This window comes from Mesorhizobium sp. M1027 (assembly GCF_040318745.1).
Lineage (GTDB): Bacteria > Pseudomonadota > Alphaproteobacteria > Rhizobiales > Rhizobiaceae > Mesorhizobium.
Genome location: NZ_JAMYMW010000014.1, coordinates 20,920 through 47,459, shown reverse-complemented (window position 1 = coordinate 47,459; position 26,540 = coordinate 20,920). Strand labels below are relative to the sequence as shown.

The 26,540-nt window shown below is 63.4% G+C and carries 26 protein-coding genes, 2 tRNA genes and 1 pseudogene; 14 read left to right on the top strand and 15 right to left on the bottom strand.

All coding sequences use genetic code 11. The features are described from left to right. Positions 1–29 precede the first annotated feature (29 nt). From NKH50_RS24375 to NKH50_RS24360, 4 genes are all read left to right on the top strand, one after another. Positions 30–1,199: a cystathionine beta-lyase gene (locus NKH50_RS24375; RefSeq protein ID WP_352881642.1), complete on the top strand. Its 1,170-nt coding sequence runs from the start codon at positions 30–32 to the stop codon at positions 1,197–1,199. 245 nt (positions 1,200–1,444) lie between these two features. Beyond that, the gene (locus NKH50_RS24370) at positions 1,445–2,116 is read left to right on the top strand and encodes an RNA polymerase sigma factor (protein WP_352881475.1); all 672 of its coding nucleotides are present in this window, start codon (positions 1,445–1,447) and stop codon (positions 2,114–2,116) included. Positions 2,117–2,220: 104 nt separating this feature from the next. Beyond that, positions 2,221–2,745 carry a DUF4142 domain-containing protein gene (locus NKH50_RS24365; RefSeq protein ID WP_254820743.1) on the top strand — a complete coding sequence of 175 codons (525 nt, stop codon included), beginning with the start codon at positions 2,221–2,223 and terminating at the stop codon, positions 2,743–2,745. Positions 2,746–2,759: 14 nt separating this feature from the next. Further along, positions 2,760–3,071, top strand: a complete 312-nt coding sequence (locus NKH50_RS24360) for a cupredoxin domain-containing protein (protein ID WP_352508883.1) — start codon at positions 2,760–2,762, stop codon at positions 3,069–3,071. Between the two features lie 106 nt (positions 3,072–3,177). Here the strand turns inward: NKH50_RS24360 and NKH50_RS24355 are convergent, their stop codons facing one another. From NKH50_RS24355 to NKH50_RS24345, 3 genes are all read right to left on the bottom strand, one after another. After that, on the bottom strand, positions 3,178–4,398 hold the full coding sequence (locus NKH50_RS24355; RefSeq protein ID WP_352479283.1) for an anion transporter: 1,221 nt from the start codon (positions 4,396–4,398) through the stop codon (positions 3,178–3,180). 68 nt (positions 4,399–4,466) lie between these two features. Beyond that, a tRNA-Arg gene (locus NKH50_RS24350) sits at positions 4,467–4,543 on the bottom strand. Between the two features lie 50 nt (positions 4,544–4,593). Then, the gene (locus NKH50_RS24345; protein WP_352881472.1) at positions 4,594–4,899 is read right to left on the bottom strand and encodes an ETC complex I subunit; all 306 of its coding nucleotides are present in this window, start codon (positions 4,897–4,899) and stop codon (positions 4,594–4,596) included. A gap of 160 nt (positions 4,900–5,059) precedes the next feature. Between NKH50_RS24345 and NKH50_RS24340 the strand changes: the two genes are divergently transcribed. Continuing rightward, positions 5,060–5,136: transfer RNA gene (locus NKH50_RS24340), tRNA-Pro, on the top strand. A 125-nt stretch (positions 5,137–5,261) separates the two neighbouring features. On the opposite strand, the gene NKH50_RS24335 is transcribed toward NKH50_RS24340, so the two are convergent. Next, a complete protein-coding gene (locus tag NKH50_RS24335; protein WP_352881469.1) occupies positions 5,262–6,089 on the bottom strand; it encodes an alpha/beta fold hydrolase in 828 nt (275 codons plus the stop codon). A 129-nt stretch (positions 6,090–6,218) separates the two neighbouring features. Here NKH50_RS24335 and NKH50_RS24330 point away from each other — a divergent pair, with 129 nt between their 5' ends. Next, on the top strand, positions 6,219–7,220 hold the full coding sequence (locus NKH50_RS24330) for a GlxA family transcriptional regulator (RefSeq protein WP_352479277.1): 1,002 nt from the start codon (positions 6,219–6,221) through the stop codon (positions 7,218–7,220). 198 nt (positions 7,221–7,418) lie between these two features. Here the strand turns inward: NKH50_RS24330 and hdaA are convergent, their stop codons facing one another. From hdaA to NKH50_RS24315, 3 genes are read right to left on the bottom strand one after another with little or no spacing between them, the layout of a single operon-like run. After that, a complete protein-coding gene (hdaA, locus tag NKH50_RS24325) occupies positions 7,419–8,120 on the bottom strand; it encodes a DnaA regulatory inactivator HdaA (RefSeq protein WP_352507944.1) in 702 nt (233 codons plus the stop codon). Positions 8,121–8,125: 5 nt separating this feature from the next. Beyond that, positions 8,126–9,337 carry an AI-2E family transporter gene (locus NKH50_RS24320; protein WP_254820263.1) on the bottom strand — a complete coding sequence of 404 codons (1,212 nt, stop codon included), beginning with the start codon at positions 9,335–9,337 and terminating at the stop codon, positions 8,126–8,128. Continuing rightward, positions 9,309–9,866: a CDP-alcohol phosphatidyltransferase family protein gene (locus NKH50_RS24315; protein WP_023677645.1), complete on the bottom strand. Its 558-nt coding sequence runs from the start codon at positions 9,864–9,866 to the stop codon at positions 9,309–9,311. Before NKH50_RS24315 ends, NKH50_RS24320 begins: the two co-directional genes overlap by 29 nt. 237 nt (positions 9,867–10,103) lie before the next feature. On the opposite strand from NKH50_RS24315, the gene NKH50_RS24310 reads away from it, so the two are divergent. The 5 genes from NKH50_RS24310 to NKH50_RS24290 all read left to right on the top strand — a co-directional run bounded on the left by NKH50_RS24310 (position 10,104) and on the right by NKH50_RS24290 (position 13,650). Continuing rightward, complete coding sequence (locus tag NKH50_RS24310) at positions 10,104–10,760, top strand: glutathione S-transferase family protein (protein WP_254820264.1); 657 nt, start codon at positions 10,104–10,106, stop codon at positions 10,758–10,760. A gap of 214 nt (positions 10,761–10,974) precedes the next feature. After that, a complete protein-coding gene (gene purM, locus NKH50_RS24305; protein WP_352881465.1) occupies positions 10,975–12,039 on the top strand; it encodes a phosphoribosylformylglycinamidine cyclo-ligase in 1,065 nt (354 codons plus the stop codon). After that, on the top strand, positions 12,036–12,743 hold the full coding sequence (purN, locus tag NKH50_RS24300) for a phosphoribosylglycinamide formyltransferase (RefSeq protein WP_254820266.1): 708 nt from the start codon (positions 12,036–12,038) through the stop codon (positions 12,741–12,743). Before purM ends, purN begins: the two co-directional genes overlap by 4 nt. Positions 12,744–12,792: 49 nt before the next feature. After that, positions 12,793–13,125 carry a hypothetical protein gene (locus NKH50_RS24295; RefSeq protein WP_352507891.1) on the top strand — a complete coding sequence of 111 codons (333 nt, stop codon included), beginning with the start codon at positions 12,793–12,795 and terminating at the stop codon, positions 13,123–13,125. A gap of 9 nt (positions 13,126–13,134) precedes the next feature. Continuing rightward, positions 13,135–13,650, top strand: coding sequence for a SixA phosphatase family protein (locus NKH50_RS24290; protein ID WP_352881462.1), 516 nt, complete (start codon positions 13,135–13,137; stop codon positions 13,648–13,650). A gap of 109 nt (positions 13,651–13,759) precedes the next feature. On the opposite strand, the gene NKH50_RS24285 is transcribed toward NKH50_RS24290, so the two are convergent. The 7 genes and pseudogenes from NKH50_RS24285 to NKH50_RS24250 form a co-directional block, all read right to left on the bottom strand. Next, positions 13,760–13,993, bottom strand: a complete 234-nt coding sequence (locus NKH50_RS24285; RefSeq protein WP_352507893.1) for a DUF680 domain-containing protein — start codon at positions 13,991–13,993, stop codon at positions 13,760–13,762. 377 nt (positions 13,994–14,370) lie between these two features. Then, positions 14,371–16,571, bottom strand: a pseudogene (locus tag NKH50_RS24275) (cation:proton antiporter domain-containing protein). A 171-nt stretch (positions 16,572–16,742) separates the two neighbouring features. Beyond that, positions 16,743–17,441, bottom strand: coding sequence for a DUF2270 domain-containing protein (locus NKH50_RS24270; RefSeq protein WP_352507895.1), 699 nt, complete (start codon positions 17,439–17,441; stop codon positions 16,743–16,745). 56 nt (positions 17,442–17,497) lie between these two features. Further along, positions 17,498–19,606: a molybdopterin oxidoreductase family protein gene (locus NKH50_RS24265; protein WP_352881453.1), complete on the bottom strand. Its 2,109-nt coding sequence runs from the start codon at positions 19,604–19,606 to the stop codon at positions 17,498–17,500. Between the two features lie 69 nt (positions 19,607–19,675). After that, a complete protein-coding gene (locus tag NKH50_RS24260) occupies positions 19,676–20,083 on the bottom strand; it encodes an SMI1/KNR4 family protein (protein WP_352507897.1) in 408 nt (135 codons plus the stop codon). A gap of 136 nt (positions 20,084–20,219) precedes the next feature. Beyond that, positions 20,220–22,097: an ABC-F family ATP-binding cassette domain-containing protein gene (locus NKH50_RS24255; protein ID WP_352739633.1), complete on the bottom strand. Its 1,878-nt coding sequence runs from the start codon at positions 22,095–22,097 to the stop codon at positions 20,220–20,222. A 455-nt stretch (positions 22,098–22,552) separates the two neighbouring features. After that, positions 22,553–22,732, bottom strand: a complete 180-nt coding sequence (locus NKH50_RS24250; RefSeq protein ID WP_254820275.1) for a hypothetical protein — start codon at positions 22,730–22,732, stop codon at positions 22,553–22,555. A gap of 132 nt (positions 22,733–22,864) precedes the next feature. Here NKH50_RS24250 and NKH50_RS24245 point away from each other — a divergent pair, with 132 nt between their 5' ends. The 3 genes from NKH50_RS24245 (at position 22,865) to NKH50_RS24235 (ending at position 25,681) form a co-directional block, all read left to right on the top strand. Continuing rightward, complete coding sequence (locus NKH50_RS24245) at positions 22,865–23,038, top strand: hypothetical protein (RefSeq protein WP_254820276.1); 174 nt, start codon at positions 22,865–22,867, stop codon at positions 23,036–23,038. A 94-nt stretch (positions 23,039–23,132) separates the two neighbouring features. After that, a complete protein-coding gene (locus tag NKH50_RS24240; RefSeq protein WP_352881450.1) occupies positions 23,133–25,214 on the top strand; it encodes an ATP-dependent helicase in 2,082 nt (693 codons plus the stop codon). A 164-nt stretch (positions 25,215–25,378) separates the two neighbouring features. Then, positions 25,379–25,681, top strand: a complete 303-nt coding sequence (locus tag NKH50_RS24235) for a DUF982 domain-containing protein (RefSeq protein WP_352452964.1) — start codon at positions 25,379–25,381, stop codon at positions 25,679–25,681. 12 nt (positions 25,682–25,693) lie between these two features. Here the strand turns inward: NKH50_RS24235 and NKH50_RS24230 are convergent, their stop codons facing one another. Further along, a complete protein-coding gene (locus tag NKH50_RS24230; RefSeq protein ID WP_352649748.1) occupies positions 25,694–26,482 on the bottom strand; it encodes a GGDEF domain-containing protein in 789 nt (262 codons plus the stop codon). Positions 26,483–26,540 lie beyond the last annotated feature (58 nt).

The following is a 26,540-nucleotide window of genomic DNA, read 5'->3' as shown; positions in this document are numbered from 1 at the left end:
CTAACGACCAACCCATGGGACGAAAAGCAATGGCAAAAGACGGCAGCGAGATGGGCGTCAACACGCGGCTCGCCCATTCCGGCAACAACCCGCATGACTATTTCGGCTTCGTCAATCCGCCGGTGGTGCATGCCTCGACCGTGCTCTATCCCAATGCGGCGGCGATGGCTTCACGCAGCCAGAGATACACCTACGGCACGCGCGGCACGCCGACCACCGATGCGCTGAACAGCGCGATCGATGCGCTGGAAGGTTCGGCAGGCACGGTCGCGGTACCGTCCGGCCTGGCGGCGGTGACGCTGCCGCTGCTCGCCTTCCTGTCGGCCGGCGATCATCTGCTGATCGTCGATTCCGTTTATCATCCGACCCGCAACTTCGCCGACACGATGCTGAAGCGGCTGGGCATCGAGGTCGAGTATTACGAACCGCGCATCGGCGCCGGCATCGCGGCGCTGATCAAGCCCAACACCAAGGTGGTGTTCACCGAATCGCCGGCCTCCAACACTTTCGAGGTGCAGGACATACCGGCCATCGCCAAGGCAGCACATGCCGCCGGCGCCATCGTCATGATGGACAACACCTGGGCGACGCCGCTCTACTTCCGCCCGCTCGACCACGGCGTCGACATCTCGATCCACGCGGCGACGAAATACCCGGCCGGCCATTCCGACGTGCTGCTCGGCACGGTGTCGGCCAATGCAGCTTGCTGGAATCAGCTTTGCGAGACGTTCAACACGATGGGCTGCTGCGCCGGACCGGACGACGTCTACCAGGTGCTGCGCGGCCTGCGCACGATGGGCGTGCGGCTGGAGCATCATCAAAAGAGCGCGCTTTCCCTCGCCGGCTGGCTGGAGGATCAGCCCGGCGTAGCGCAGGTGCTGCATCCGGGGCTGCCCAGTCATCCCGACCACGCTATGTGGAAGCGCGATTTTTGCGGATCGAGCGGCATCTTCTCGATCGTTCTCGCGGGCGGCGGACAGAAGCAGCAGCACGCCTTCCTCGACGCGTTGAAGTTTTTCGGCCTCGGCTATTCCTGGGGCGGCTATGAGAGCCTTGCCGTGCCGGTATTCCTTGGCGACCGCACAATCGCCAAGGGCCCGTATGACGGGCCGCTGGTGCGCCTGCAGATCGGGCTCGAGGATGTCGAGGATTTGAAGGCCGACCTGGCGCGCGGGCTGGCGGCGGCCGCTGAGGCCTGAGCCAGCACCTTTCCAGACTGAGTCAGAAAATTGGCGTAACAGCCTGGAAAAATTGCGATCCTGAGCGATATCACGGCGACCGATCGGCCGGCTCTACAAAACAGGGGCGGCGGCGTGGTGAAGGCGGTAGAATAGTCTCTGCCAGTCCTTGAAACGGATCGAGGTTGGCCGGCGGGATCGGTCGGGAACCTTTTGTCGGCCGATGCATCCAATGTCGCGATGAGAAGCCTATCAGGAGATCGGCCATGCCTGCTGCGTTGACGGCAACGCCCGCCGCTTCCGGCGATATGCAGCTTGTCGGCCGCGCGCTGGCACGTGATGGCGATGCATTTCGCACCATCATCAAGACGCACAACCAAAGGCTCTACCGCATCGCCCGCGGTGTTGTGCGGAACGACAGCGAGGCCGAGGACATCGTCCAGGAGGCGTATGTCAGCGCCTTTGCCCATCTCGAGTCCTTTCGCGGCGATGCCTCGCTCGCCACATGGCTGTCGCGTATCGTCATCAACGAAGCCCTCGGCCGCTTGCGCAAAAGGCGGCGAATGGTAGCGATGCCTGAAAACCCGCAAGCCGAAATCATCCGGTTTCCCCTCAACCCGAGCGACGATCCGGAGCGGACGATGGCGCAACGGCAGATCCTTGAGCTTGTCGAACGGGCAACCGACAGTCTGCCCGATGTCTACCGGATCGTGTTCGTGGCGCGCGTCATCGAGGGATTGAGCATCGAGGAGACCGCCGAACTGCTTGGCGTGCGACCAGAAACCATCAAGACGCGGCTGCACCGCGCCCGCGCGCTGGTGCGCAAGGCGCTGGACGACCAGATCGGCCCGGTGCTGCTCGACGCCTTTCCGTTCGCGGGCCGGCGCTGCGAACGGCTGACCAATGCCGTGATGCAGCGGCTTGGTCCTTCCGGATAGGCCGCGGCGATTTTCGCGGGAACGTTTTCCCGTGACCTGCATCCAATGAGCATCACTGAAAACGAAGCCCGATGCAGTTCCGCGTCGGGGCGAAGGAGAGCATCATGTTTATTCGATCGACCACGGCACTGGCCGCAATTTTCCTGCTTGGCGCAGCGCCCTCGTCGCAAGCTGCCGACAAACCGACCGATCCGCAGATCGCACATATCGCCTACACAGCGGGCGTGCTTGACGTCGAGGCGGCCAAGCAGGCGCTGAAGAAATCCAAGAACAAGGAAGTCGTGGACTTCGCCAAGGACATGGTGCGAGATCATGAGGCGGTCAACAAACAGGCTCTCGACCTGGTCAAGAAGCTCAAGGTCACGCCTGAGGATAATCCGACCAGCAAAGCGCTGACCAAGGCGGCGGCCGAGGAACGTGCCAAGCTTGCCAAGCTCAAGGGCGCAGCGTTCGACAAGGCCTATGTCGCCAGCGAGGTGGCCTACCACAAGCAGGTCAATGGCGCGCTCGAAACTCTGCTGATCCCGTCCGCCAGCAATGCCGAGCTGAAGAGCCTGCTGGAAACCGGCTTGAAAATATTCCAAGGCCACGAACAGCACGCCGAACACGTCGCCGGCATGCTGAAGTGAGGATCGAGCCAATGATGTCGCGGCGGCATCTGTGGGTTGCTCTGGCATTGGCCATGGGTGCCGCGCCGGCCAAGGCCGAAACCATCGAGGTGACGATCGAGAAGCTTGTGTTTTCGCCGGCGAAGATCGAGGCGAAGGTCGGCGACACGATCAGGTGGGTAAACAAGGACGTGTTCGCCCACACGGCAACCGTCAACGGCGCCTGGGAAGTGATGATCCCGCCGAAGAAGGCGGCGAGCCTGACGGTGAAGAAGGCGGAATCGGTCGATTATTTCTGCCGCTTCCATCCCAACATGAAAGGCCATCTGACGGTGACATCGCCCTGACCGGCTAATGCATGCCGCGCAAAAGTGTGCAGCGGTCTTGCGATAACGACATGATGAAAAAGAGCCTAATGCGCGCCGCATGAGGTCGGTCGAATGCGACGCGCTTCTAGGCCGCCAGCCATGCCGTCCCGGCAAGAAGGGTGACCAGCGTCAACGGCAGGCCGACCTTGAAGAAGGCGATGAAGCCCAGCGGTTTGCCGGAGACCCGCGCGTGCTCGGCAACGATCAGATTGGCGACCGAGCCGAGCAACGTGAAATTGCCGGCCAGCGTCGAACTCATGGCGACGACCAGCCAGGCCCGCTCGGGGTTTTCCAGTCCGGGCACGAACGGCTTCAGCGCCAGCACGGCCGGGACGTTGCTCATGATGTTGGACAGCACCGCGGTGAAGCCGGACAGCCGCCAGACATCATTCAGCCCTAGGTCCTTTGCCGAAGCCACGATGTCGGGCGTAAGCAGCGTCTTCTCGGCTCCGGCGACGACGATGAACAGCCCGGCGAACATGAACAGCAGCGGCCCATCGATCTCGCGATAGATGCGCTCAGGTTTGATGGCGCGGGTCAGCAACAGAATCGCGCCGCCGATCAGCGCCGCCTTGGCAACCGGAACGCCGGCAAAGAAGGCGATGGCCAAACCGATACAGACGACCACCGCCTTCAGCACCTGTCCCGGCAGCATGCGGCCTCGGTAGACTTCGGGGCTGAGCTCGGCCTTGCGCGAAAATTCGGCATGGTAGACGATGCGAATGATGACGATGACGGCGACGAGGCCGAACAGGGCCACCGGCGCAAGTGCCGCCGAGAAGGCCGGATAGGAAATCCCCGACAGGGCGCCGATGACCATGTTCTGCGGATTGCCGGTGATGGTCGCGACACTGCCGCAATTGGATGCGGTCGCCGTGGCGATCAGGTAGGGAACCGGGTTGCGGTTGATGACGCGGGTGACGTGGACGACGATCGGCGCCATGACCAGGCAGATAGCGTCGTTGACGAGGAATGCCGACAGGAGGCCGGTCAACAGCGTCACCATCACCAGCAGCATGAATGGCGCATGCGCATGCTCGATGGCGAACCCGCCGAGCGCGCGAAAGGCGCCCGACACTTTCAGATGCGCCACGACGATCATCATGCCGAGCAGAAGCGTGATGGTGTCGAAGCTGATGGCGCGGTAGGCGTCTTCCATGTCGAGCGCGCCGATGGCGATCATCGCCGCACCGCCGAGCAGTGCTATCCCTGCCCGGTCGAGGCGCAGCCCGGGTATTCTGCCGACGGCAACGCCGGCATAAGTCAGGACAAGGATCAGCAGCGCCGCCGCGCCCATCGCTGTCATGTGTCGGAAATCCTATGCGACTGGCGAGTGAACCTGTCCCGAATGGACCTGTGAGCGGCCTGAGATATTGGCGATCCCGACAGGATTCGAACCTGTGACCATCGGCTTAGAAGGCCGGTGCTCTATCCAGCTGAGCTACGGGACCGCTGGCCGGCCGCATGACCGGCGGATTGTGCCGGCAGGGCCGGTATGGGATCAATGCGTCCAGGGCGTCCTGCGGTCATAGCGGAAATTCTCCGCATAGGAAATCTGGCGGCGCTTGATTTCCTTCGGCTCCTCGACGCGGAAAGCCAGGCCTTCCTTCTCGGCATAGCCGACCGCCTCTTCTCTTGTGTCGAAGGTCAGCCTGATCTGGCTTCGCATGTCGCCGGACGTGGTGTAGCCCATCAGCGGATCGATCTTCTTGCGCTGCTCCGGATCGAATTCCAGCACCCAATGGCCGGTCTTGGCCTTGCCGGACTGCATCGCGGTTTTGGCTGGGCTGAAAATGCGGGCTGACATGACCACCTCATTGCTGGTTGCAAGCGCACGACCCCGACACCAGATTACTGTTCTCTGGCCATGCACTAGCCCGTCATTACTGCGCAATGCCGCCGGCAGCAAGGCCGATGGCTTTTTACGCTTGCTTTGGTGGGCTGAAATCACTAGGCAACAGACCGTTCGGAGTGTAGCGCAGCCTGGTAGCGCATCTGGTTTGGGACCAGAGGGTCGGGAGTTCGAATCTCTCCACTCCGACCATTCCTCACAGCGAATCTCGTCGGCAGCGCAAGCGGATCATGCTTGAGCGTGTCTGCCGCCGCCGCTGATGCGTAAGCGACGGACGGACAGCACGAGTCTGCGCTGCCCGTCCGATACCCAAGCCGTCAGCCCTGGATGAAGGCCAGCAGATCCGAATTGATGATCTCCGGATGGGTGGTGCACATGCCGTGCGGCAGGCCCTTGTAGACCTTGAGCGTGCCATGCTTCACCAGCTTGATCGCAAGCAGCGCGGAATCGGCGATCGGCACGATCTGGTCGTCGTCGCCGTGCATGATCAGGACGGGCACGTCGAGCTTCCTTAGATCGTCGGTGAAGTCGGTCTCGGAAAAGGCTTTGATGCAGTCGTAATGGGCCTTGGCTCCGCCCATCATGCCTTGGCGCCACCAATTGTCGACGGCGCCTTGCGAGACCTTGGCGCCCTCGCGGTTGAAGCCATAAAACGGGCCGGCCGGCACATCCCTGTAGAACTGGGCGCGGTTAGCGGCCAGGGCGGCGCGAAAGCCGTCGAAGACTTCGATCGGCAAGCCGCCGGGGTTGCTGTCGGTCTTGACCATAATCGGCGGCACGGCGCCGATCAGCACCGCCTTGGCAACACGGCCGCCGCCGCCATAAAGCGCGACGTAACGCGCCACCTCGCCGCCACCGGTCGAGTGGCCGATGTGGATCGCATCCCTGAGATCGAGATGCGCCGCCAGCGCCGCCACATCGGCGGCGTAGGTGTCCATCTCATTGCCGGTCGCGGTCTGCGACGAGCGGCCGTGGCCGCGGCGGTCATGTGCGATGACGCGGTAGCCCTTTTCGAGGAAGAACAGCATCTGGTTGTCCCAGTCGTCTGAGCTCAGCGGCCAGCCGTGATGGAACACGATCGGCTGGCCCTTGCCCCAATCCTTGTAGAAAATCTCGGTGCCGTCATGGGTGGTGAATGTGCTCATCGTCCTACTCCTTGATGGAAAAGTTGGGGGTAACAGGGAAGCTTTTAGCCCCCTCAGCTGGAAAAATTATAACAGTGCGGTCAGGGTGAGCATTGGCAAAACGGACATTCAACGTGGCAAAACTGACAAATGACGGCTGCGCGTGATCTGATCGAAATCGGCCTCGTCTTGTATCCCGGCGTGCAGGAAGCAGCCGTGCTCGGCCTGACCGATCTTTTCATGCTGGCAAACCGGCTGGCTGTCGAGCGGTCGCCGGACGCGGCGAGGCTTCGCGTCAGTCATTGGCAATTGGAGGACGCGGGCCACACCGTAGTCCGCAGCTTCGACAGCGAGCCCGGCGCCGACAATGAACCAGCCATGGTTATCCTCCCGCCGACGTTGGGGGATCCGATCGCTCGGGAAGCAGCCGCGCCCTATGCCGGCTGGCTCAGGGATCGCCACACGGCAGGCGCGACGCTCGGTTCGGTCTGCGCCGGCGCCTTCGTGCTTGCCGAGACCGGCCTGTTGTCCGGTCGCGCCGCGACGACGCACTGGGCTTATCGCGACGCGCTGGCGCTACGCTTTCCCGATATCCTGCTCGACGCCGACAGGCTGGTCATCGACGATGGCGATATCATTACCGCCGGCGGCTACATGGCCTGGACCGATCTCGGCCTGAAGCTGGTGGACAGGGTGCTCGGGTCACCCGTAATGATGGACACGGCGCGTTTCATGCTGGTCGATCCACCGGGCCGCGAGCAACGTTTTTACAGCCCGTTTGCGCCGCGATTGACCCATGACGACGAAGCGATCCTCAAGGTGCAGCATTGGCTGCAGGCGAACGGCGCGCGCGACGTGACGCTTGGCGCCATGGCCGAGCATGCGGGGCTGGAGGAGCGGACCTTTCTGCGACGCTTCCGCAACGCCACTGGCCTCAGGCCGACCGAATATTGTCAGCACCTGCGGGTCGGCAAGGCGCGCGAGATGCTGGAAACCACGATGCGATCGATCGACCAGATCGCCTGGGAGGTCGGCTATGACGATCCCGGCTCCTTCCGCAAGGTATTCGCCAGGATAACCGGCCTGGTGCCCGGCGATTATCGCCGACGCTTTGGCGTGGAACGAGCCGCGATTGCCGGAGGTGAAAGTTGAGACCTGGCCGCCGCAATGGCGCTACTAGATGCATCTGACGGCAAGCTCGCCGGGCGAGAACCCCAACCACTCCATCCCGGCGAGCCTACTACCTGATTTGATACGCAATCAGGACCGGGATTAGCCGGCAAGCTGTCAGGTGCAAGACAGATGCCAGCCTTTTTTCCCAAAATGGGACGGCGGCTGAACTGGAATCCTCTAAATCTCGAACTCGCCCTGCCCTTCGTCCATGGCGCTGACGGTCTCGGCGGCGAGCGCTCGCGTGATCGGCGTCTTGCGCTCGAGCGCGGTGCGGTCGAGCCGCTCGACCACCCGCATTGCGGTGGCCAGCGAGCGTTCGATGCGGCGCACCAGATATTGCACGACATGCGGCTCGACCTCGACCTGCCGATCGGCGAACAGCTTTGTGATGACGCCGGCCAGCAAGAGGTCGTCGGGCTCGTGGATCTCGACGGTAGCCGCCGCCTTCAGCCGCGATGCCAGGTCGGGCAGCCCGACGCCCCAGGCGGAGGGAAAGCGGCGCGCCGTCAACAGTAAGGTCGAGCCGGCGCCGCGCACCGCATTGATCAGGTGGAACAGACCGTGCTCGTCGACCGGGCCGGCATCGACATCGTCGATCAGGGCCGGATGCGCGCCAAGATTTTCGATGCGCTCGCCGATGCGGCCGGCCTCCACTTTGACCGCGTCGGCGCGGGTCTGCCAGATCGAGGCCAGATGGGTTTTTCCGGAGCCGGCCGGCCCGGCCAGCACGACAACCGGCGACGGCCAGTCCGGCCAGCGGTCGACAAGCGCCGCCGCCTGGCTGTTGGTGCTGGAAACGACGAGCTCGTCGCGCGAATAGCCGGTGCCGTGGCCTAGATCGAGCGGCAATTGGCGCGGCGGATCGATCTTGTCCGGCATCTGGCTCAACCGCGCGCGCCCCCGCGGCGGCGCACCTGCAGCGGCGGCACCGGCTCGTCGGCATGGCCCTTGTAGAGCGGCGATTCGAGATAGCGCGCGATGGCGAAGCGCACCAGAACGGCAACGGCGGCGGAAGCCGGAACGGCGATCAGCAGGCCGACGAAGCCGAACAGCGCGCCGAAGGCAAACAGCGCGAACATCAGCCACACCGGATGCAGGCCGACGCTTTTGCCGACCAGCCGCGGCTGCAGGATATTGCCCTCGATGAACTGGCCGACGAAGAACACGCCGGCCACCGCCGCGATCATGGTCCAGTCCGGCCAGAACTGGACGAAGGCGACGCCGACGGCCAGCACCAGGCCGGTCAGCGAGCCGACATAGGGGATGAACGAGATCAGCCCGGCAAACAGGCCGATGAGGATGCCGAAATTCAGGCCCGTCAACGTCAGGCCGGTGGCATACATGGCGCCCAGCACCAGGCACAGCGTGCCCTGTCCGCGCACGAAGCCGGCGGTTGCCGTGTTGATATCCCTGGCGATCGCCCTGACGGTCTTGACATAGTCGCGTGGCACCCAGCTGTCGACGATTGCCACCATGCGGTCCCAGTCGAGCAGCATGTAGAAGGCGACGACCGGCGTCACCACGAACAGGCTGACGACCGAGACCAGCGCCACGCCGGAGCTCCAGATCGAGGTGAAGACGGTGGTCAGGAGGCCGAAGCCGGAGGTCAGCAGCGAGTTCAAGCCTTCACGCAGGCCATTGGCGTCGACGCCGAATTTCTCTTCCAGCCATTTCGGGTCGAAGCTGGTGATCAGGCTCTGCAGCCGGGTCAGATAGTCCGGCAGCTTGCTAGCGAAATCAGCCATCTGCGAGGCGAGCACCGGAACCAGGATGACGACGGCCAGCACCAGGACGACGATAAAGGCGACGAGGATGACCACCGTCGCCATCAGCCTGGACAGGCCGAGACGCTCCAGCCGGTCGGCGACAGGGTCGAGGAAATAGGCGAGCACCATGCCGGCAACGAAGGGCAGAAGGATGCCGCTGAAGACGTAAAGGAAGACGGCGAGGATGATGGCGCTGACCAGCCAGAAGCGGATCTGCCGGCGAAACGACGCCGATGCCGCAGCCTCCGCTGCCGCGGCTTCGGCCTCGGCGTCGATGGACCGTTCGTCAGGTGCCCGATGTTCAGGTGCCGGGTGTGGAGCCTTCGCCATAGCCGCTCATATGCCTCAGCCAAGCCACGAGATAGGCCGCGGCCGAAGCCACGGTCAAGACCCCGGACAGCAATATGAGGGCCGGCCTCAGCGGATCGAGACGGATGTCGAAGGCCAGTTCGCCCAGCACCACTGCCGCCAGTACGATCTGAATCGCGGTGTTGGCCTTCGACACCAGGAGCGGCTTCATCTCAACCGGATGCGCCATGACGGTGGATAAAAGCACGGCGCAGACGATCAGTGCGTCGCGCGATACCATGGTAACGACCAGCCACAGCGGCAGTTCGCCGCTGAAGCCCAGGACCACGAAAACCGAGACCAGCAGCAGCTTGTCCGCCATCGGATCGAGATAGGCGCCGAGCCTGGAAAACTGATTGAAATGGCGGGCGATGAAGCCGTCGACGCCGTCGGAAATGCCGGCAATGAGGAAGCCGGCAAACGCCCAGTCCCAGCGTTCCTGCAGCATGGCCAGCACCACTGCCGGCACCAGCACGAAGCGCATGATCGTGATCATGTTAGGGATGGTCAAACGCATATCCCGTCGCTCTTGTTTGTCGATACATGATGGAGAAGGAGGGTTACGGCAAGTGAGAAGCGACACAGAAGCTGCCAATCACCCCTCGAGGGCGCCAGCAATGAAATAGGTCAAGACAAATGAAATAGGTCAAGACAGATGTCGATTTCGGGGAGGCTCATTCGTCTCACGATGGGAAGCCGAAGAATTCGCCCAGACCTTCCTGGACCGCGAGCAAGGAAAACGGACGCGATGACAATCACTATCACAGCTTTTGAACGATCGCCCGATGGCGGCAAGGGACTAGCGCGCGATACGCGCGTTCGCTGGGCGCTCGAAGAAGTGGGGCAGCCGTATGAGGTTCGTCTTGTTTCCTTTGCAGAAATGAAGGCGCCTGGCCATCTGGCCATCCATCCCTTCGGCCAGATCCCCACCTATGAGGAAGGTTCTCTCTCGCTGTTCGAAACCGGCTCGATCGTCTTTCACCTTGCTGAGCAGCATACGGGATTGCTGCCGAAGGATCGCAATGCCCGCGCGCGTGCGATCACGTGGATGTTTGCCGCACTTAATACCGTCGAGCCGCCGATCCTCGAATTAACGACGGCAAGAATATTCGAACGTGACAAGCCTTGGAGCGAGGAGCGCTTGCCGTTGGTAAAGGACCGTGTTCGGGCTCGGCTGGACAAACTCTCGGCCCACTTAGGCGTCGCCGACTGGCTCGATGATACGTTCAGCGCGGGCGATTTATTGATGGTGTCAGTGCTGCTGCGACTAAGAATGTCCGGCATTTTGGACGAATATCAAAACTTGGCTGCCTATGTAGCGCGCGGGGAAGCACGGCCGGCCTATATCCGGGCTTTCACCGCGCAATTTGCGATCAACGCCCCATCAACCAGCATTACCTCATAAAGCTGAGCCGACAGCAGGGCTTTCTCATTGATCTGGAACCAGGTTGGGGTTTGACCTGGATGCGCAATGGTGCCGATCGGCAGGTCGGCGGGACAGCGCCCCTCTGGCCTGCCGGCCATCTCCCCCTCAAGTGGGGAGATTGGCAGTTTCAGCGCCGTTATCCTTGCGGACCGAAACCGTTCATGCGAAGAGCCCGAGAAAGCAGGGAAAGAGTATGAGCAAGCGCAAGAACGGGCTCACCTATGCCGAAGCGGGCGTCGACATCGACGCCGGCAATCTCATGGTCGAGAAGATCAAGCCGCTGGTGCGCGCCACCCGCCGGCCGGGCGCCGATGGCGAGATCGGCGGTTTCGGCGGCCTGTTCGATCTCAAGGCAGCCGGCTTTACCGATCCGGTGCTGGTCGCCGCCAATGACGGCGTCGGCACCAAGCTGAAGATTGCCATCGATGCCGGCAAGCATGACACGATCGGTATCGACCTCGTCGCCATGTGCGTCAACGACATCGTCGTGCAGGGCGCCGAACCGCTGTTCTTCCTCGACTATTTTGCCACCGGCAAGCTCGATCCCGACCAGGGCGCTTCGATCGTCGGCGGCATTGCCGCCGGCTGCCGGCAGGCCGGTTGCGCGCTGATCGGTGGCGAGACGGCGGAAATGCCCGGCATGTATCACGACAAGGACTACGACCTTGCCGGCTTTGCAGTCGGTGCCGCCGAACGCGGCCAGTTGCTGCCGACCGACGACATCGTCGAGGGCGACGTGCTGCTCGGCCTTGCCTCGTCGGGCCTGCATTCGAACGGCTTCTCGCTGGTCCGCCGCATCGTCGCCGCAAGCGGCCTTGGCTGGGGCGATCCGGCGCCGTTCAATGACGAGGCGACGCTGGCCGAGGCGCTGCTCGAGCCGACGCGCATCTACGTCAAGTCGATCCTCAAGGCGATCCGCAACACGCATGGCATCAAGGCGCTGGCCCATATCACCGGTGGCGGCTTTCCCGAAAACATCCCGCGCGTTCTGCCCAAGGATTTTTCGGCCGAGCTCGATCTCGGCGCCATCGAGGTGCCGCCGGTGTTTTCGTGGCTGGCCAAGACCGGTGGCGTCGCGCCGGAAGAGATGATGCGCACCTTCAATTGCGGCATCGGCATGATCCTGGTCGTCGCCTCCGGCCAGGCGGCGCAGGTCGCCGCCGTTCTGCAGGAGGCCGGCGAGACGGTGACGCCGATCGGCCAGATCGTGCCGCGCCGCGATGCCGGCGTCATCTATCGGGGCTCGATCGGCCTATGACCAGAAAACGCACCGTAGTGCTCATTTCGGGGCGCGGCTCCAACATGACGGCGCTGATCGCGGCGGCGAGCAACCCGGCCTATCCGGCCGAAATCGTCGGCGTCATCTCCGATCGCGCCAATGCCGCCGGCCTCGGCATCGCCGCGGCGCGCGGCATCGCCACCAGGGTGATTTCGCGCTCGGACCATGCCAGCAAGGAAGCGCATGACGGGGCGATCGACGCGGCCCTTGTCTCTTTTGGCGCCGAGATCGTCGCGCTGGCCGGCTATATGCGCATTCTCGGCGCGCGTTTCGTCGAGAAGTGGCAGGGCCGCATGGTCAACATCCACCCTGCCCTGCTGCCTGCCTTCAAGGGGCTGGATACACATGCGCGGGCGCTCCGCGCAGGCATGCGCATCCATGGCTGCACAGTGCATTTCGTCACGCTCGACATGGATGATGGGCCGATCATCGCCCAGGCCGCGGTGCCGGTGATGGTCGGCGACAATGAGGATACGCTGGCCGCGCGCGTGCTCAAGGCTGAGCACCAACTCTATCCGCTGGCGCTGGGGCTGGTCGCCGAAGGCAAGGCGCGGATGGAAGGCGGCCGCACGGTGTTTTCGCGCTTCGCCGACGATGCCGACAACGCCACGTCGGTGGTGATCGCGCCCGACCCGCTGCGCGAAGAGACCGATCTCGAGCACCTGGCGCGGATCACCCCGTAAGGGTCCGTCGAAAAAGCCAATAAATCGTCGGGTCGGCAGAAATAGACCAATGGACGTTTTCGACAGCGCGATCCGGACAAAGCGTGATCTGGCCGGCGTCTTCGAGTACGACGAGGCGGACCATCCGAAAACTGCCACGGCATATTTTTATCTCTGTCGGATCGAGGACGGGCGAGTAGGTCCTGTCGTTGGTGCAATTCACGTTCGATCGGGCGATTGGGCCATTACTGAAGCAGACATTTCGGTCAGATGGGATAAAGATGAACGGTGCGTAGGCCTGTTTATCTTTGGTGCGCTTTGGGCGAGTTTTGATGCCGTCACGGGTGCAAGACATGGCGGCGGATATGGGAAAGACTTTCAGCCGGACATCCCTTGGATTTGAATTGAATCCATGAAGCAACTGCTGCTGCTGCGTCACGCCAAGTCGAGTTGGGACGATCCCGACCTCATCGACTTCGACCGGCCGCTGTCCGCGCGCGGGCTGAAGGCAGCGCCGCTGGTCGGACGCGAACTGGCCCGGCGCGGCTGGCTGCCGGAACTGGCGCTGGTATCGCCGGCGCTGCGCACCCGCGACACGTGGCGGCTGCTCTCGGCGGAATTGCCGGCGAAGGTGCAGGTCAAATTTGCCCAGGCGCTCTACGAGGCAGCGGCGGCGGACATCCTCGCCAAGGTGCGGCAAGTAAAGGCGGGAACCGGAACGCTGCTGCTGCTCGGCCACAATCCAGGGTTGGAGGAGTTCGCGCGCGGTCTTGCCGGGGCTGGATCGGATCAAGCGGCGCTGAAAAAACTGGCGGATAAATTCCCGACCGCGGCCCTGGCTCGGTTTGACGTCGATGGCGATTGGGACGGTCTCACCTTCGGCGGCGCCCGGCTGACGCACTGCATCTGGCCGAAGGATCTTCGCTAGGGATTGCCTGGCAGGCCGGGGATCGCCGACCTTCGGCCAAAACCCGCTTCGCACCAAACAAGAGCGGCGGGCCAAGCCCGCCGCTCTTTGTGCTCCGGGGCCGTGATAATCAGCGGCCCCAGATGCCTTGGCCGGATTCAGGCGCCACCGACTCGGAAGTCGTCTTGGCACCAGCATGCTCGGAAGTAACCGGCTTGCGGATCGAGCCGGTAAACGTGTTGTCGACGTTGGCAGCAGGAGCGGCCGGCTGGTTGACGTTGTCCGAGCCATAGTGGTCGCTGCCGGCAAAAGCAGTGCCGGTGGCAACAAGGATGGCGGCGGCGGTAAGAGCGATCTTGGTCATTTCGGGTACTCCGGTAGTCTTTGTTCTGTCCGTCAAGTGGCGTGCCTTGGGAGGAATTCGCGTCGCTCGGACCACCCCGAGATGGGTCGGCAAGCCTGTCGTTTCCAATCACGAAAATTTTGTTCGGGTGCGCCAAATTGGCCGCTTGAAATTCGACATGCGGCTCCTTCCGCCACACTGTTCTTCTTTATTGTCAATTGGTTACGCGGTCATTGGTGATTTTCTTGGCGAACATTCTGGGAGCCGGCGTTCACCCTTTCCTGTACGCTCCGTCAACAGAACCGAACCGTTCGGTTCTAGTTCTTTACGTTTGACTGATCAGCGCTTCAGAGCCTCAATCGACATGTCTACCGACGGGTCAGTGCGCGCCATGAAAATCACGCCGCCAGCTCAGCGCCAGCGGCGTCATGCTTGGGCCGCGCGCTGGCCAGAAGCACGACGGGGCAATTGCAGGCGGCCAAAACAGCGCCGGCGGTTTCGCCGAAGAACAGGTCCCCACCCGGACGTTGGGTGACGCCCATCACGACGATCGCCGCGCCGTTGGCCGCCTCCCGGGTGATGGCCTTGTCGGGTGTGACGCGGGTATGGAACGCTGTGTCGATATGCAGGCCGTAGCGGCCCGCCAAATCGGCGATGTCTTTCAGCACGGCCTCTTCGCGGCTATGCGACACCGATGTCGACCTGCGGCCCTTGGCTGCCTTTTGCGAAACGTAGAGAACTTTGATCCGTGCCCGGTTTGGACGGGCCAGCGCCAGCGCCAAGTCGGCGGCGCGACGCGCCACCTGGGTACCGTTGACGGGGACGAGAATGCTGGTTCCGGCCTTCAGCGTCGGCATCTTTTCGCCAGCATTGCCGCCGTTCAGGACCAGGCAAAGCGGGCCGTCAAATCCTGCGGCAATGTCGTTGAGGGCCGGCGCGAAGGCGCCATCGGCGGTCAGCACATTGTCAAGGCCGACCAGCAACAGGCCGTATCCCTTGCGGGCCTCTTCGGCGATCGTCTCACCCGTGGCCTCCAATTCGGTGCGGGCCGTCAGATGGACTTGTCGACAAGCGTATCTTCGATCCGTTTCACCGCCTGAGCGCTTTTTTTTGCACCCTTCTTGATTTCCTGCAGGGCGCGCTCCTGTCCCTTGCTGTCGGTCGGCCTGTCAACTCGGCCGTCTTTCGGCTGAAGCAAGGTGGTGGGCATGCCGCTGCCTCCACCGACCAGCCCGGCGAGATAGGCAGTGAACTTGCCGATCCTGCTGTCATCGACCAACACCAGCAGCCGCTCCAGCCTGGAAATGAAGCCGTATTCGTCCAACGCCTCGCGCTCGACACGCTGCTGCTCGTCATGCCCAACCGGCAGCCGGCCGAGCGCCCAGCGCAGCATCGGCGGCATGGCCAAGGTGGTGATCACGGCCATGGTGACGATCATGGTGAAGAGGTTGTGCGACAGGATGTTCATCGACAAGCCGATGCTGGCGACGATCACCTCGGTCGAGCCGCGCGCGTTCATTGCACTGCCGACGGCGAGTGCTTCCTTGAACGACATGGCGGCGAGCTTGGCGCCGATGAATGCGCCGCCAAACTTGCCGATGCTGGCGATGACCACAAGTGCGCCCGTCAGCATGGCAAGCGTCGGGTCGGCGAGCACTGTGAGATCGGCGGAAAGCCCCGCCATGCCGAAGAAGATTGGCATGAACAGCGCGGTGATGACGCCGCGCAGCTGGCCTTCGATATGGCTGGAGAGGATAGGCGATTCCCCGACAAGGATGCCGGCGACGAACGCCCCCAGCACCGTATGGACGCCTATCATGTTGGTGATCAGCGCCATGACGCCCATGATGATAAGGATCATGGTGATCACCGCAAACTCGCTGCGGAATTGATCGTTGGTCCAGCGGATCAAGGTGAAGACAAGACGGCGGCCAATGGTGAAGGAGAACACCATGAACAGTGCCACGGCGGCGATGGTGGTCACCAGCGGTACGAGCTGCAGCCTGCCATTGGTGGCGATGCCGAAGGTTACGGCGATGACCAGCCAGCCGATCGTGTCCTCGATGATCGCCGAGGAAATAATCACCTGTCCGAGGTTGCGACGCATGAAGTTCATCTCGCGCACCACCATGGCGACGATCTTGACTGACGAGATCGACAGCGCGGTGCCCAGGAACAGCCCGGCAACGGTGCGTTGCGTCGGGTTGGGCAGCAATGCGTCCGGCAGGAACTGCGCCAGCGCGAAACCGCAGATGAAGGGCACCACGACGCCGGTAGCCGAAATGGAAAAACAGGCCGCGCCAACCCGGCGTACCAGCCGCAGGTCCGTCTCCATGCCGGTCAGCAAAAGCAGCATCAGGATGCCGAGCTGCGAGACGGCGTCGATCATGCCCTTTTGCGCGGGATCGGTGGGAAAGATCAGGTGCTGGGCCGACGGCCATAGCCAGCCGAACAGCGAAGGACCGAGCAGGATGCCGCCGATCAGTTGGCCCATGATTGCCGGCTGGCCATAGCGCTGCAACACTTCGCCCAGGCCGCGCCCGACAAGCAGCAGAAGCACGATCTCGGCGACGAAAGCGCCTTCGCCCGAACCACCCATGCCGGAGGCCTTGGTCCCGGCAACAAGCGTCTCCGCTGCCCCGGCCGCGCCTGCGGGGACGAAAGCGCAAACCAGCAGCGCCAGGCTGGAACGTGTCGGAGCCTGCCAACCCATGAAACCCCCATCGCCCAAATGCACGTGTCCAACAACGCGCGACAGGGCGTTGCGTTGCTAGACGTGAACGTCACCGAACGAGAGTTCGCCGTCGTCGCTCTCCGTCAGAAAGGCTGTCACCAGCAGGCCCGCATAGAGGAGGGCGACCAGCACGACGATGGCGCCACCAGGAACTGGACCCAGCGCAGCACTGGCGACGGCCTCACGCATCGACCCGACGAAGCCGATGCGGACGCCTTCGGTCAGAAGACTGGGGGTCGACAGTTTGAGGATCCAGGCCAGCAGCAGAATCAGCAGCATGTAGATGTAATTGCGACGCAGGCGGCGCGCCAAAGCCACGCGTTGCGAAATCAAGAATTTCGGGGCGCGCAGGCTCTCGCCGACGATCAACAGCCAATCGGACGCGAAGTCCGGCTGCGGCGAGAATATCTGCGCGAAATAGTGCCGTTCGAACTGGCGCACGCGAGCCCGATAGAAGTCGAAGAAGCGATATCGGCGGGCCTCTATCCACAGCAGCAGCAGGACAAGCAGCATGGCAAACAGCAGCACGCCATGGTGAGCGCTGGCTGTCGAAAGCGAAACGGAGAGCATCGCCGCGACAACGGTTATCGCCCAGTTGCTCGTCCGGTCCAGGCGGTCGCGCCACCCAGCCATGCGCGCAATCTCGGCGCGATGAAAGTGGGACATCGTGGTTACGAGTTCGCCGGACGACAGTGTCCTTCCGATGGGATCCGGCGCCGGCAACACTTCCGCCATGACAATGCCTCCACCCGCCACGCGAAAACGGCCGGATGGAGATATCGTTCCGACGCTCAACCCGCCGGGCGCAGCCAGACCTTGTTGTCGTGGAAGGCGGCGCCGCCACAGGGCGCCGGCGCATCGGCGCCGGTGAGCACGTTGATGCCCTCGCCGCGCTCATGGGCGCTGTTCGGCCAGATGCCTTCGGCGACGACCACGCCACACTTGATGCCGTCGAACAGCTTTGCGTGCAGCACCACCTCGCCACGCTGGTTGCCGACTTCGACACGGCCGCCGTCGCCGACGCCGAGTGCCGCCGCATCATCGGGATGCAAGAGCAGCTCCGGCCGGCGCTCTTTTGCCTGCGATACCGGCGTTTCGGCAAAGGTCGAATTGAGGAAATTGCGCGCCGGCGAGGTGGTCAGCCGGAACGGGTGCGCCTCGTCCGCCACTTCGATCAGGTCGACATGGTCGGGGAATTCCGGCAGGCTCGCCACCGGCCCGAACAGGCCCATGCTTTTCGGTGGCCGGTTGGGCGCGGCCTGGCCCGTCCAGTCGGCGCGAAAATGGAACTTCTTGTCGGCATGGCCGAAGCCGTCGAGGAAATGCGCGGCCGCGAAATCCGGCTGCAAATCGACCCATTTCTGCTCTTTCAGGCTCGAAAAGCTGCCCAGCCCGCGCTTGCCCAGAATGATGTCGATATGCTGCTGCTCGGTCATGCCGAAGCCAGGACGATCGGCGACACCGAGCCTTTTGCCGAGCTCCTCCATGACGAAATGGTTGGTGCGCGGACCTTCCGGCGGGTCGATCAGCTTCGGCCCGAGTGTGATGTGCTGGTTGCCGCCACCCTTGTAGACGTCGTCATGCTCGAGAAACATCGTCGCCGGCAGCACCACATCAGCGAGCTTGGCGGTGTCGGTCATGAACTGCTCGTGCACGCAGGAAAACAGATCGTCGCGCAGAAAACCTTGCTTCACCAGCCGCTGCTCCGGCGCGACATTCACCGGATTGGTGTTCTGGATCAGCAGCGCCGTCACCGGCGGGCCGCCATAGAGCGCATCCTCAGCCCCGGTCAGCACCGGGCCGATGCGCGAATGATCGAGATGACGGATCGCGGGGTCGCGCATCCGTGTGCCTTCGAGCAGTTCCTGGTTGAGCTTGAAGATGCCCGAATTGGAATGGAAGGCGCCGCCGCCCTCATATTGCCAGCAGCCGGTAACCGCGGCGATCGCGGCCGCGGCGTGCATGTTGACCGAACCGTTGCGCTGCCGCGAAAAACCGTAGCCGAGGCGAAAGTAGGTCTTCTTCGTCGTGCCGACGAGACGGGCGAAGGCCTCGATTTCGTCGACGGAAAGCCCGGTGATGTCTGCGGCCCATTGCGGCGTCCGCGTCTTGAGATGCGCTTCCAGACCGTGCGGATCGTCGGTGTATTTTTCCAGATAGGCGCGGTCGGCCATGCCGTCACGGAACAGCACGTGCATCACCGCGCAGGCCAGCGCGCCGTCGGTGCCGGGCTTCAGCACCAGGCCGAGATCGGCCTGCTTCATCGTTGCATTTTCGTAGACGTCGATGACGACGATCTTGGCGCCGCGTTCCTTGCGCGCCTTGATGGCGTGGGTCATGACGTTGACCTGCGTGACCACGGCGTTGGTGCCCCAGATCACCACGCAGTCGGACTTTGCCATTTCGCGCGGGTCGGAGCCGCGCAGCGCGCCGGCGCCCATCATCCAGCCGGTCCAGGCCAGATTGGTGCAGATCGAACCGAAGAAGCCGGAGTATTTTTTGGCGTGCCTGAGCCGCTCTATGCCGTCGCGCTGCACCAGCCCCATCGTGCCGGCATAGTAATAGGGCCAGACCGTCTCCGAGCCGTATTTTGCCTCCGCCGCGATGAATTTTTCAGCGACCAGATCGAGCGCCGCCTCCCAGCTCGCTTCCTTCCAGGCGCCGTCGCCCTTGGCGCCGGCCCGCACCAGCGGCTTCAGCAGGCGGTCGGGATGATGGACGCGATCGGCGTAACGGGCGACCTTGGCGCAGATGACGCCGGCCGTATAGCTGTTGGCCTTGGCGCCATGGACGCGGCCGATGCGCCTGGCGTCGAGCAGTTCGACCTCGAGCGCGCAGGTCGAAGGGCAATCATGCGGACAGGCCGAATGGCCGATTTTGAGCTTGGCGTGCTGATTCATGGGAGCAAACTAGCCGGTTGTTATGGCGACGTGTAGGGCCAGATGGGCGGGCCTACATCCCCCTCTGGGCTATTCGTCGGAAAGGCCGATCAAGTCCAAGAATGCATCAAAGTCCGGCGCAATGGGCCAAACGCTTTCGACAAGATCAATATTTGTCATGTCAAACGCAACGAGCGGATAAAGCCCCACTGTGCGTAGATCGAACGCAATCGCCTCGCCGCCCCCGTTGCTGCCGATAACGAAAAAACCCGGAAAGAACTCCTTGAATGTCCCCTGTTGCTCTATTTCGATCACCTCTTCCGCAGCGTGCAAGGCAAGCCATAGCGGCTGGACTGGCAGGGGGCCCTCACCACCGTTGCTGAAAGAGAGAAGGGCAGCATAGCTTTCAGGCAGGACCAAAGGGCCCACTCCCCTGAGTTTCTCGATCGCTTCGTCTGACGCTCCATCTTTTTTGCGCCACTCCCGACCTTCAAGCATCTCATTCACCTCCTACCGCGAACCATTTGGGTATCCGGGAACGTACCCGGCCACATGACCGCGACACGCTTGAGCAACGCGTCGTAGGCGCGGCATTTCGGGCATCTCCCCCGCGAGGGGGGAGATTGCGCTCTTCCTACTCCGCCGTGCCTTCCTCGTACTCCGCCGACATCGACAGCCATTTTTCCTCATGGCCGGCCAGCTGTTGCGCGAGCTGGGAGCGCTCCTTGGCCAGCCTTGTCGCGCTCGAGGGGTCCTTTTCGTAGACGGCCGGGTTGGCGAGTTCGTCCTCGATCAGGTCGATGCGCTTGCGGATGCGGTCGATCAGCGCTTCGGTGGCGCGGATTTCCTTGGCCAGCGGCTCGAAGGCGGCGCGGCGCGCGGCTGCATCGCGGCGGCGGTCGGCCTTCGACGCTTTGTCCGCCTCGCGCTTGCCGCGGCGGTCCCCGGAGACGCCGGTGACCAGCGTCTTGTAATCCTCGAGATCGCCGTCATATGGATTGACCGCGCCGTCCTTGACCAGCCACAGCCGGTCGGCGGTCGCTTCGAGCAGATGGCGGTCATGCGAGATCAGTATGACGGCGCCGGGAAAATCGTTCAGCGCATGGATCAGTGATTCACGGCTGTCGATGTCGAGATGGTTGGTGGGCTCGTCGAGGATGAAAAGGTTCGGCCCCTCGAAGGCCGACAGGCCCATCAGGAGCCGCGCCTTTTCGCCGCCGGACAGATCCTTGGCGGCGGTGTTCATCTTTTCGGTGGTCAGGCCGAACTGGGCGACGCGGCCGCGCACCTTGGATTCCGGCGCATCCGGCATCAGCCGGCGGACATGCTCATAGGCGTTTTCGTCGGGCCTGAGATCGTCGAGCTGGTGCTGGGCGAAGATTGCCACCTTAAGCCCGGGCGCCACCGTCATGCTGCCGGTCTCCGGCTTCAGCCGGCCGGCCAAAAGCTTGGCGAAGGTCGACTTGCCGTTGCCGTTGGCGCCGAGCAGCGCGATGCGATCGTCGGCATCGATGCGCAGCGTCATCTTCTTCAGGATCGGCTCGCCCTCGGTGTAGCCGACGTTGACGTTGTTGAGCGCAATGATCGGCGAGGCCACCGTCTTCACCGGCTCCGGAAAGGAGAATGGCCGCACCGTGTCGTTCACGATCGCGGCGATTGGCTTCATCTTCTCCAGCGCCTTGATGCGCGACTGCGCCTGCCTCGCCTTCGATGCCTTGGCGCGGAAGCGCTCGACGAAGGATTCCATGTGCTTGCGCGCGGCTTCCTGCTTGACGCGGCCCTTCTCCTGCAATTCGCGCTGCTCGGTGTATTGGCGCTCGAACTGGTCGTAGCCGCCGCGCCAGAAGGTCAGCTTCTTCTGGTCGAGATGAACGATCGAATTGACGGCGCGGTTGAGCAGGTCGCGATCATGCGAAATCAGCAGCACGGTATGCGGGTATTTCGATACGTAGTTTTCCAGCCAGAGCGTGCCTTCGAGGTCGAGATAATTGGTCGGCTCGTCGAGCAGCAGCAGATCGGGCTCGGCAAACAGCACCGCGGCCAGCGCGACGCGCATGCGCCAGCCGCCGGAGAAGGACGAGGCCGGGCGCCGCTGCGCGGCATCGTCGAAGCCAAGGCCGGCGAGAATGGTGGCCGCGCGTGACTCGGCCGAGTGCGCATCGATATCGGCCAGCCGCATGTGGATGTCGGCGATGCGGTGCGGGTCGGTCGCCGTCTTTTCCTCTTCGAGCAGGGCACTCCGTTCGAGGTCGGCCTTGAGCACGATCTCGATCAGCGGCTCCTCGGTGCCCGGCGCTTCCTGCGCGACCTGGCCGATGCGCGTGTTTTTGGGCAGGCTGATCGAGCCGGTCTCGGAGGCGAGGTCGCCGGTGATCGCCTTGAACAGGGTCGTCTTGCCGGTGCCGTTGCGGCCGACAAGGCCAGCCTTGCTGCCGGCCGGCAAGGTCAGTGAGGCATGGTCGAGAAGCAGGCGTCCGGCCATGCGGAGCGAAAGGTCGTTGATGATCAGCATGGCCGGGCTTTTGCACGGGACAACCATGCTTCGCAAGGCCTTGAGCCCCGGTTCGCCGCATAAGGGCGCGAAAACCGGCAAGCAGGTGACGTCGACCCCGCGCGCCGCAACGTCCCGCAAAACGCAAAAAAGAACCCGCTATCCTGAGGGGGGACAAGGAGAGCGGGCCCTTTCGTGAACGGCGGCCTTGGGAGCGTCCGATCGACACCCAAACACGCAGCAGCCCGCTTTGTTCCATGGGAAGAACGGACTATGTGATGAACAAACGCTGCTGTGGCCGGCAGGTTTGTCCACAGGGGCGTGCCGTCTGTACGCTATCGCCCATGACGCTGCGGAAAGACTCAGCTATCCTTGGATGTGCGGCGGGCCTGATCTCCGCCTGGCCGGCGCCATCAGCTTCCTCCCAAGCGGCGCCGGCCACCTTCCTTGACCGGAGCCGACTCCATTTGAGGCGATCATTGTTTCGGCGGCGTGCCAGGCTGATCGCCGCCGGTCGTCGATTTCGGCACCGGATTCTTGTCGACCTGCGGGTTCTGCTCGACCGTATCGCCAGGGGCCTTGGTCGGCTGGATGTTGTTGTCGCAACCCGCAACTGTCAGAGCCGCCATAAGCAGCAGGATTGAGCGCTTTTTCATCGCAGTCTCCTCTCGCCCGACAACGAGGCGTCGGCGATTTGGTTGCGCGGCCGGTGTCGTTCCCGCATTCGCCGAGGAGCCGGGGAACAAAATGCCGCGTCTCCGGTTGCTGCACAATCAATGGAGGAAGGCATGATCCGTCTGCTCATCGCCGGGGCAATCGTCTATGTTGCTTATCGCGTCGCCAGGAAAGTGATCGACGAGGTGCCTGACGATTTCGATCCGCTGCTGTTGCCGCCGCCACAGGACGATCGCGAGGCGCTGCGGCGGCAATCGGCAAGCATGGGCGTCGAGCCCGAGCGTTAGTCGACAGGCCTGCCCGCAAGGCTTCTTCGTTCACGGGCCCTATTCCGGCTCCGCAAACCGTTGCGAACAAAGCAGAAACGATGCTTGATGGGCGATGAACCTCGCCGCCCGTGATTCGTCCTTCCAGCCGGCCTATCTGGCGAAGCTCAATGCCGAGCAGAGGCTTGCCGTCGAACATGGCGACGGCAAGATCGCCGGGCCGTTGCTGGTGATTGCCGGCGCCGGCTCCGGCAAGACCAACACGCTGGCGCACCGGGTCGCGCATCTGATCGTCAGGGGTGCTGACCCGCGGCGGATCCTTTTGATGACATTTTCGCGCCGTGCCGCGGCGGAAATGGCCAAGCGGGTCGAGCGCATCGCCGGCGAGGTGCTGGGGCGCGATGCCTCGGTGATTACCGATGCGCTGAGCTGGGCCGGCACGTTCCACGGCATCGGCGCCAGGCTGCTGCGCGATTATGCGCTGGAGATCGGCCTCGATCCGGCCTTCACCATCCACGATCGCGAGGATTCCGCCGACCTGATGAACCTCGCCCGCCACGAGCTTGGGTTTTCGAAGACCGAAGCCCGCTTCCCGACCAAGGGCACCTGCCTTGCGATCTATTCGCGCGCCGTCAACGCACAGGCGCCGCTCGGCGAGATGCTGGGTTCGGTGTTCCCGTGGTGCGCCGGCTGGGCCGAACAGCTGAAGCAATTGTTCGCCCGATATGTCGAGGCCAAGCAGGGGCAGAACGTGCTCGATTACGACGACCTGCTGCTCTACTGGGCGCAGATGGCCGGCGAGCCGGAAATCGCCGCGCATCTGGGTGCACGTTTCGACCATGTGCTGGTCGACGAGTACCAGGACACCAACCGGCTGCAGGCATCGATCCTGACGGCGCTCAAGCCCGACGGATCGGGGCTGACGGTGGTCGGCGACGACGCGCAGTCGATCTATTCGTTCCGCGCCGCGGAAGTGCGCAATATCCTGGATTTTCCCAAGCAGTTCGCGCGGCCGGCGGAGGTCGTCATGCTGGAGCGCAACTACCGCTCGACCGAGACCATCCTGGCTGCCGCCAATGCGGTGATCGGCGAAGCTTCGGAACGTTTCACCAAAAATCTCTGGACCGAGCGCAAATCGGCGGAAAAGCCGAAGCTGGTGAGCGTGCGCGACGAGACCGAGCAGGCGAGCTATGTCTGCCAGGCCATACTCACCGAACGCGAGGCCGGCACCGTTCTCAAAGCACAGGCGGTGCTGTTTCGCGCCTCCCACCATAGCGGCCCGTTGGAGATCGAGCTGACGCGCCGCAACATCCCCTTCGTCAAGTTCGGCGGGCTGAAATTCCTCGATGCAGCTCACGTCAAGGACTTGCTGGCTGTACTGCGCTTTGCCGAAAACCCGCGCGACCGCGTCGCCGGCTTTCGCGTGCTGCAACTTCTGCCGGGCATCGGCCCTTCGGCCGCCAATGCGATCGTCGAGACCATGGCAAATTCGCTTGACGAGACGATGGGGCTTGCCCGCTATCGGCCGCCGCAGCGTGCCGCCGACGACTGGCCGGGCTTTGTCGCGCTCTATAGCGGCCTGCGTGCCGACGCGCAAAAATGGCCGGCCGACATCGAACAGGTCAGGCTCTGGTACGAGCCGCATCTGGAACGTATCCACGAGGATGCAACGACGCGCCGGGCCGATCTCCTGCAGCTCGAGCAGATCGCTTCCGGCTATGCGTCGCGCGAGCGCTTCCTCACGGAGCTGACACTCGATCCGCCGGACGCGACCAGCGACGAGGCCGGCCCGCCGCACCGCGACGAGGATTATCTGATCCTGTCGACGATCCATTCGGCCAAGGGCCAGGAGTGGAAGAACGTCTTCGTGCTCAACACCGTCGACGGCTGCATCCCGATCGATCTCGGCGTCGGCAGCAAGGAGGACGTCGACGAGGAGCGGCGGCTGCTCTACGTGGCGATGACGCGGGCCAAGGACAGCCTGCACCTGGTCATGCCGCATCGCTTTTTCGTCCACGGCCAGGCGGCGCGCGGCGACCGCCACGTCTATGCCTCGCGCACGCGCTTCATCCCGCGCTCGATCCTCGGCGCCTTCGAGCAGGTGGCATGGGCCAGCGTCCAGGCCAGAGACGATCCGCGCCGCCAGCCGCAGGTGCGTGTCGACCTCGGCGCCCGCATGCGCGGCATGTGGAAATAGGCACCCGCCTCGACGCCGGCGCTGCTCGCCCGGCGACCGCTCCCAGAGCCGGCGAAAAAACAATCCCGGCAACATGGAACCTCGCGCCGTGATCCGCGTTTCTGCCCGACCCCCAGACCGGAGAACGGCGTCCGCCGTGACCTCCGCCCATTCGAGAGGCCAGAATGCACGACAGGACGTTTTCCACCCCGGTCGCCCTAACCGTTGGCGCCGGCTACAAGCGTACGATCGCTTCGTTCTCCGAGATGCACGAATTCCTCACCGAGTTCCCGCCTTCGCGCCGCCGGCTGAGCTATGGCGCCGCGGTGAAGGCCTGCGAGGCGGCACGTGCCGGCGAGATCTCGGCCGAAGCGGCACGCGACGCTCTGATCACCTTCGCCGTGACGGCAGGCATCCTCTGGCCGGCCGCCCAGCCGGCGGTCTCGGTCAAGCCGGTCGCCCGGGGCCTCGGCGGCTACGCCGCCTGACCGAAACGACCATCAATGGACCGTCATCGGGCCGCTGCCCGGCGGGTCGCCCGCTGCTGCGGGTTCGAAACTGACCTGATCGCGGCCGTTCGATTTGGCCTTGTAAAGGTGCTTGTCCGCCACCACGAACATCTCGGCGTAGGTGGTCGGCCCGCTGAAGGCGACGCCGCCGATGCTGACCGAGAGAGGACAGGGCCGGCCGTCAGGCGAGAACTCCGCCTCACGGACGCGTCGGCGAATTGTCTCCGCCACCAGCCAGGACTGCGAAGGATCTGCGCCGGGAAGGAAAACCGCAAATTCCTCGCCGCCGATCCGGCCGACGATATCGGCGCCGCGTAGCTGGCCCTGGATTGTCTTGGCGATCAGCTTGAGCGCCTGGTCTCCGCAGTCGTGGCCGAGGCGGTCGTTGACGGATTTGAAATGGTCGGCATCGACGATCAGCAAGGCGCCGGCATTAACGACAGAATGGCTGCGGGCCTGTTCGAGATAGGCCTCGACGAGCATGGAAAACGCACCCCGGTTGAACACCGCCGTCAGGCTGTCGGTCGCCGCGACGACGGCCAGTGCCTTCTGCGCGATCGCCAACTGGCGCATTTTCCACATCAGGAAAAAGAAGAAGGAGCTGGCCAGGATAAGCGGCAGCAGCAGGTCGGTCAGCTGCGCCCGCCACAGCGCTTCCGGCGACAAATATGGGAAATTGAAGGAGTCGACGAGGAATGCGGCTGCAATGCAGACCGCCGTACCCGCGACGGTAACCGCCACGACCCTGCCCCAGCTCGTCGGGGACAAATCGATCTGCATGCTTTTGCTCCTGCTTCAGCCGGCTACCTTGAAGCAACAGCACAAACGAAGTCCTAAG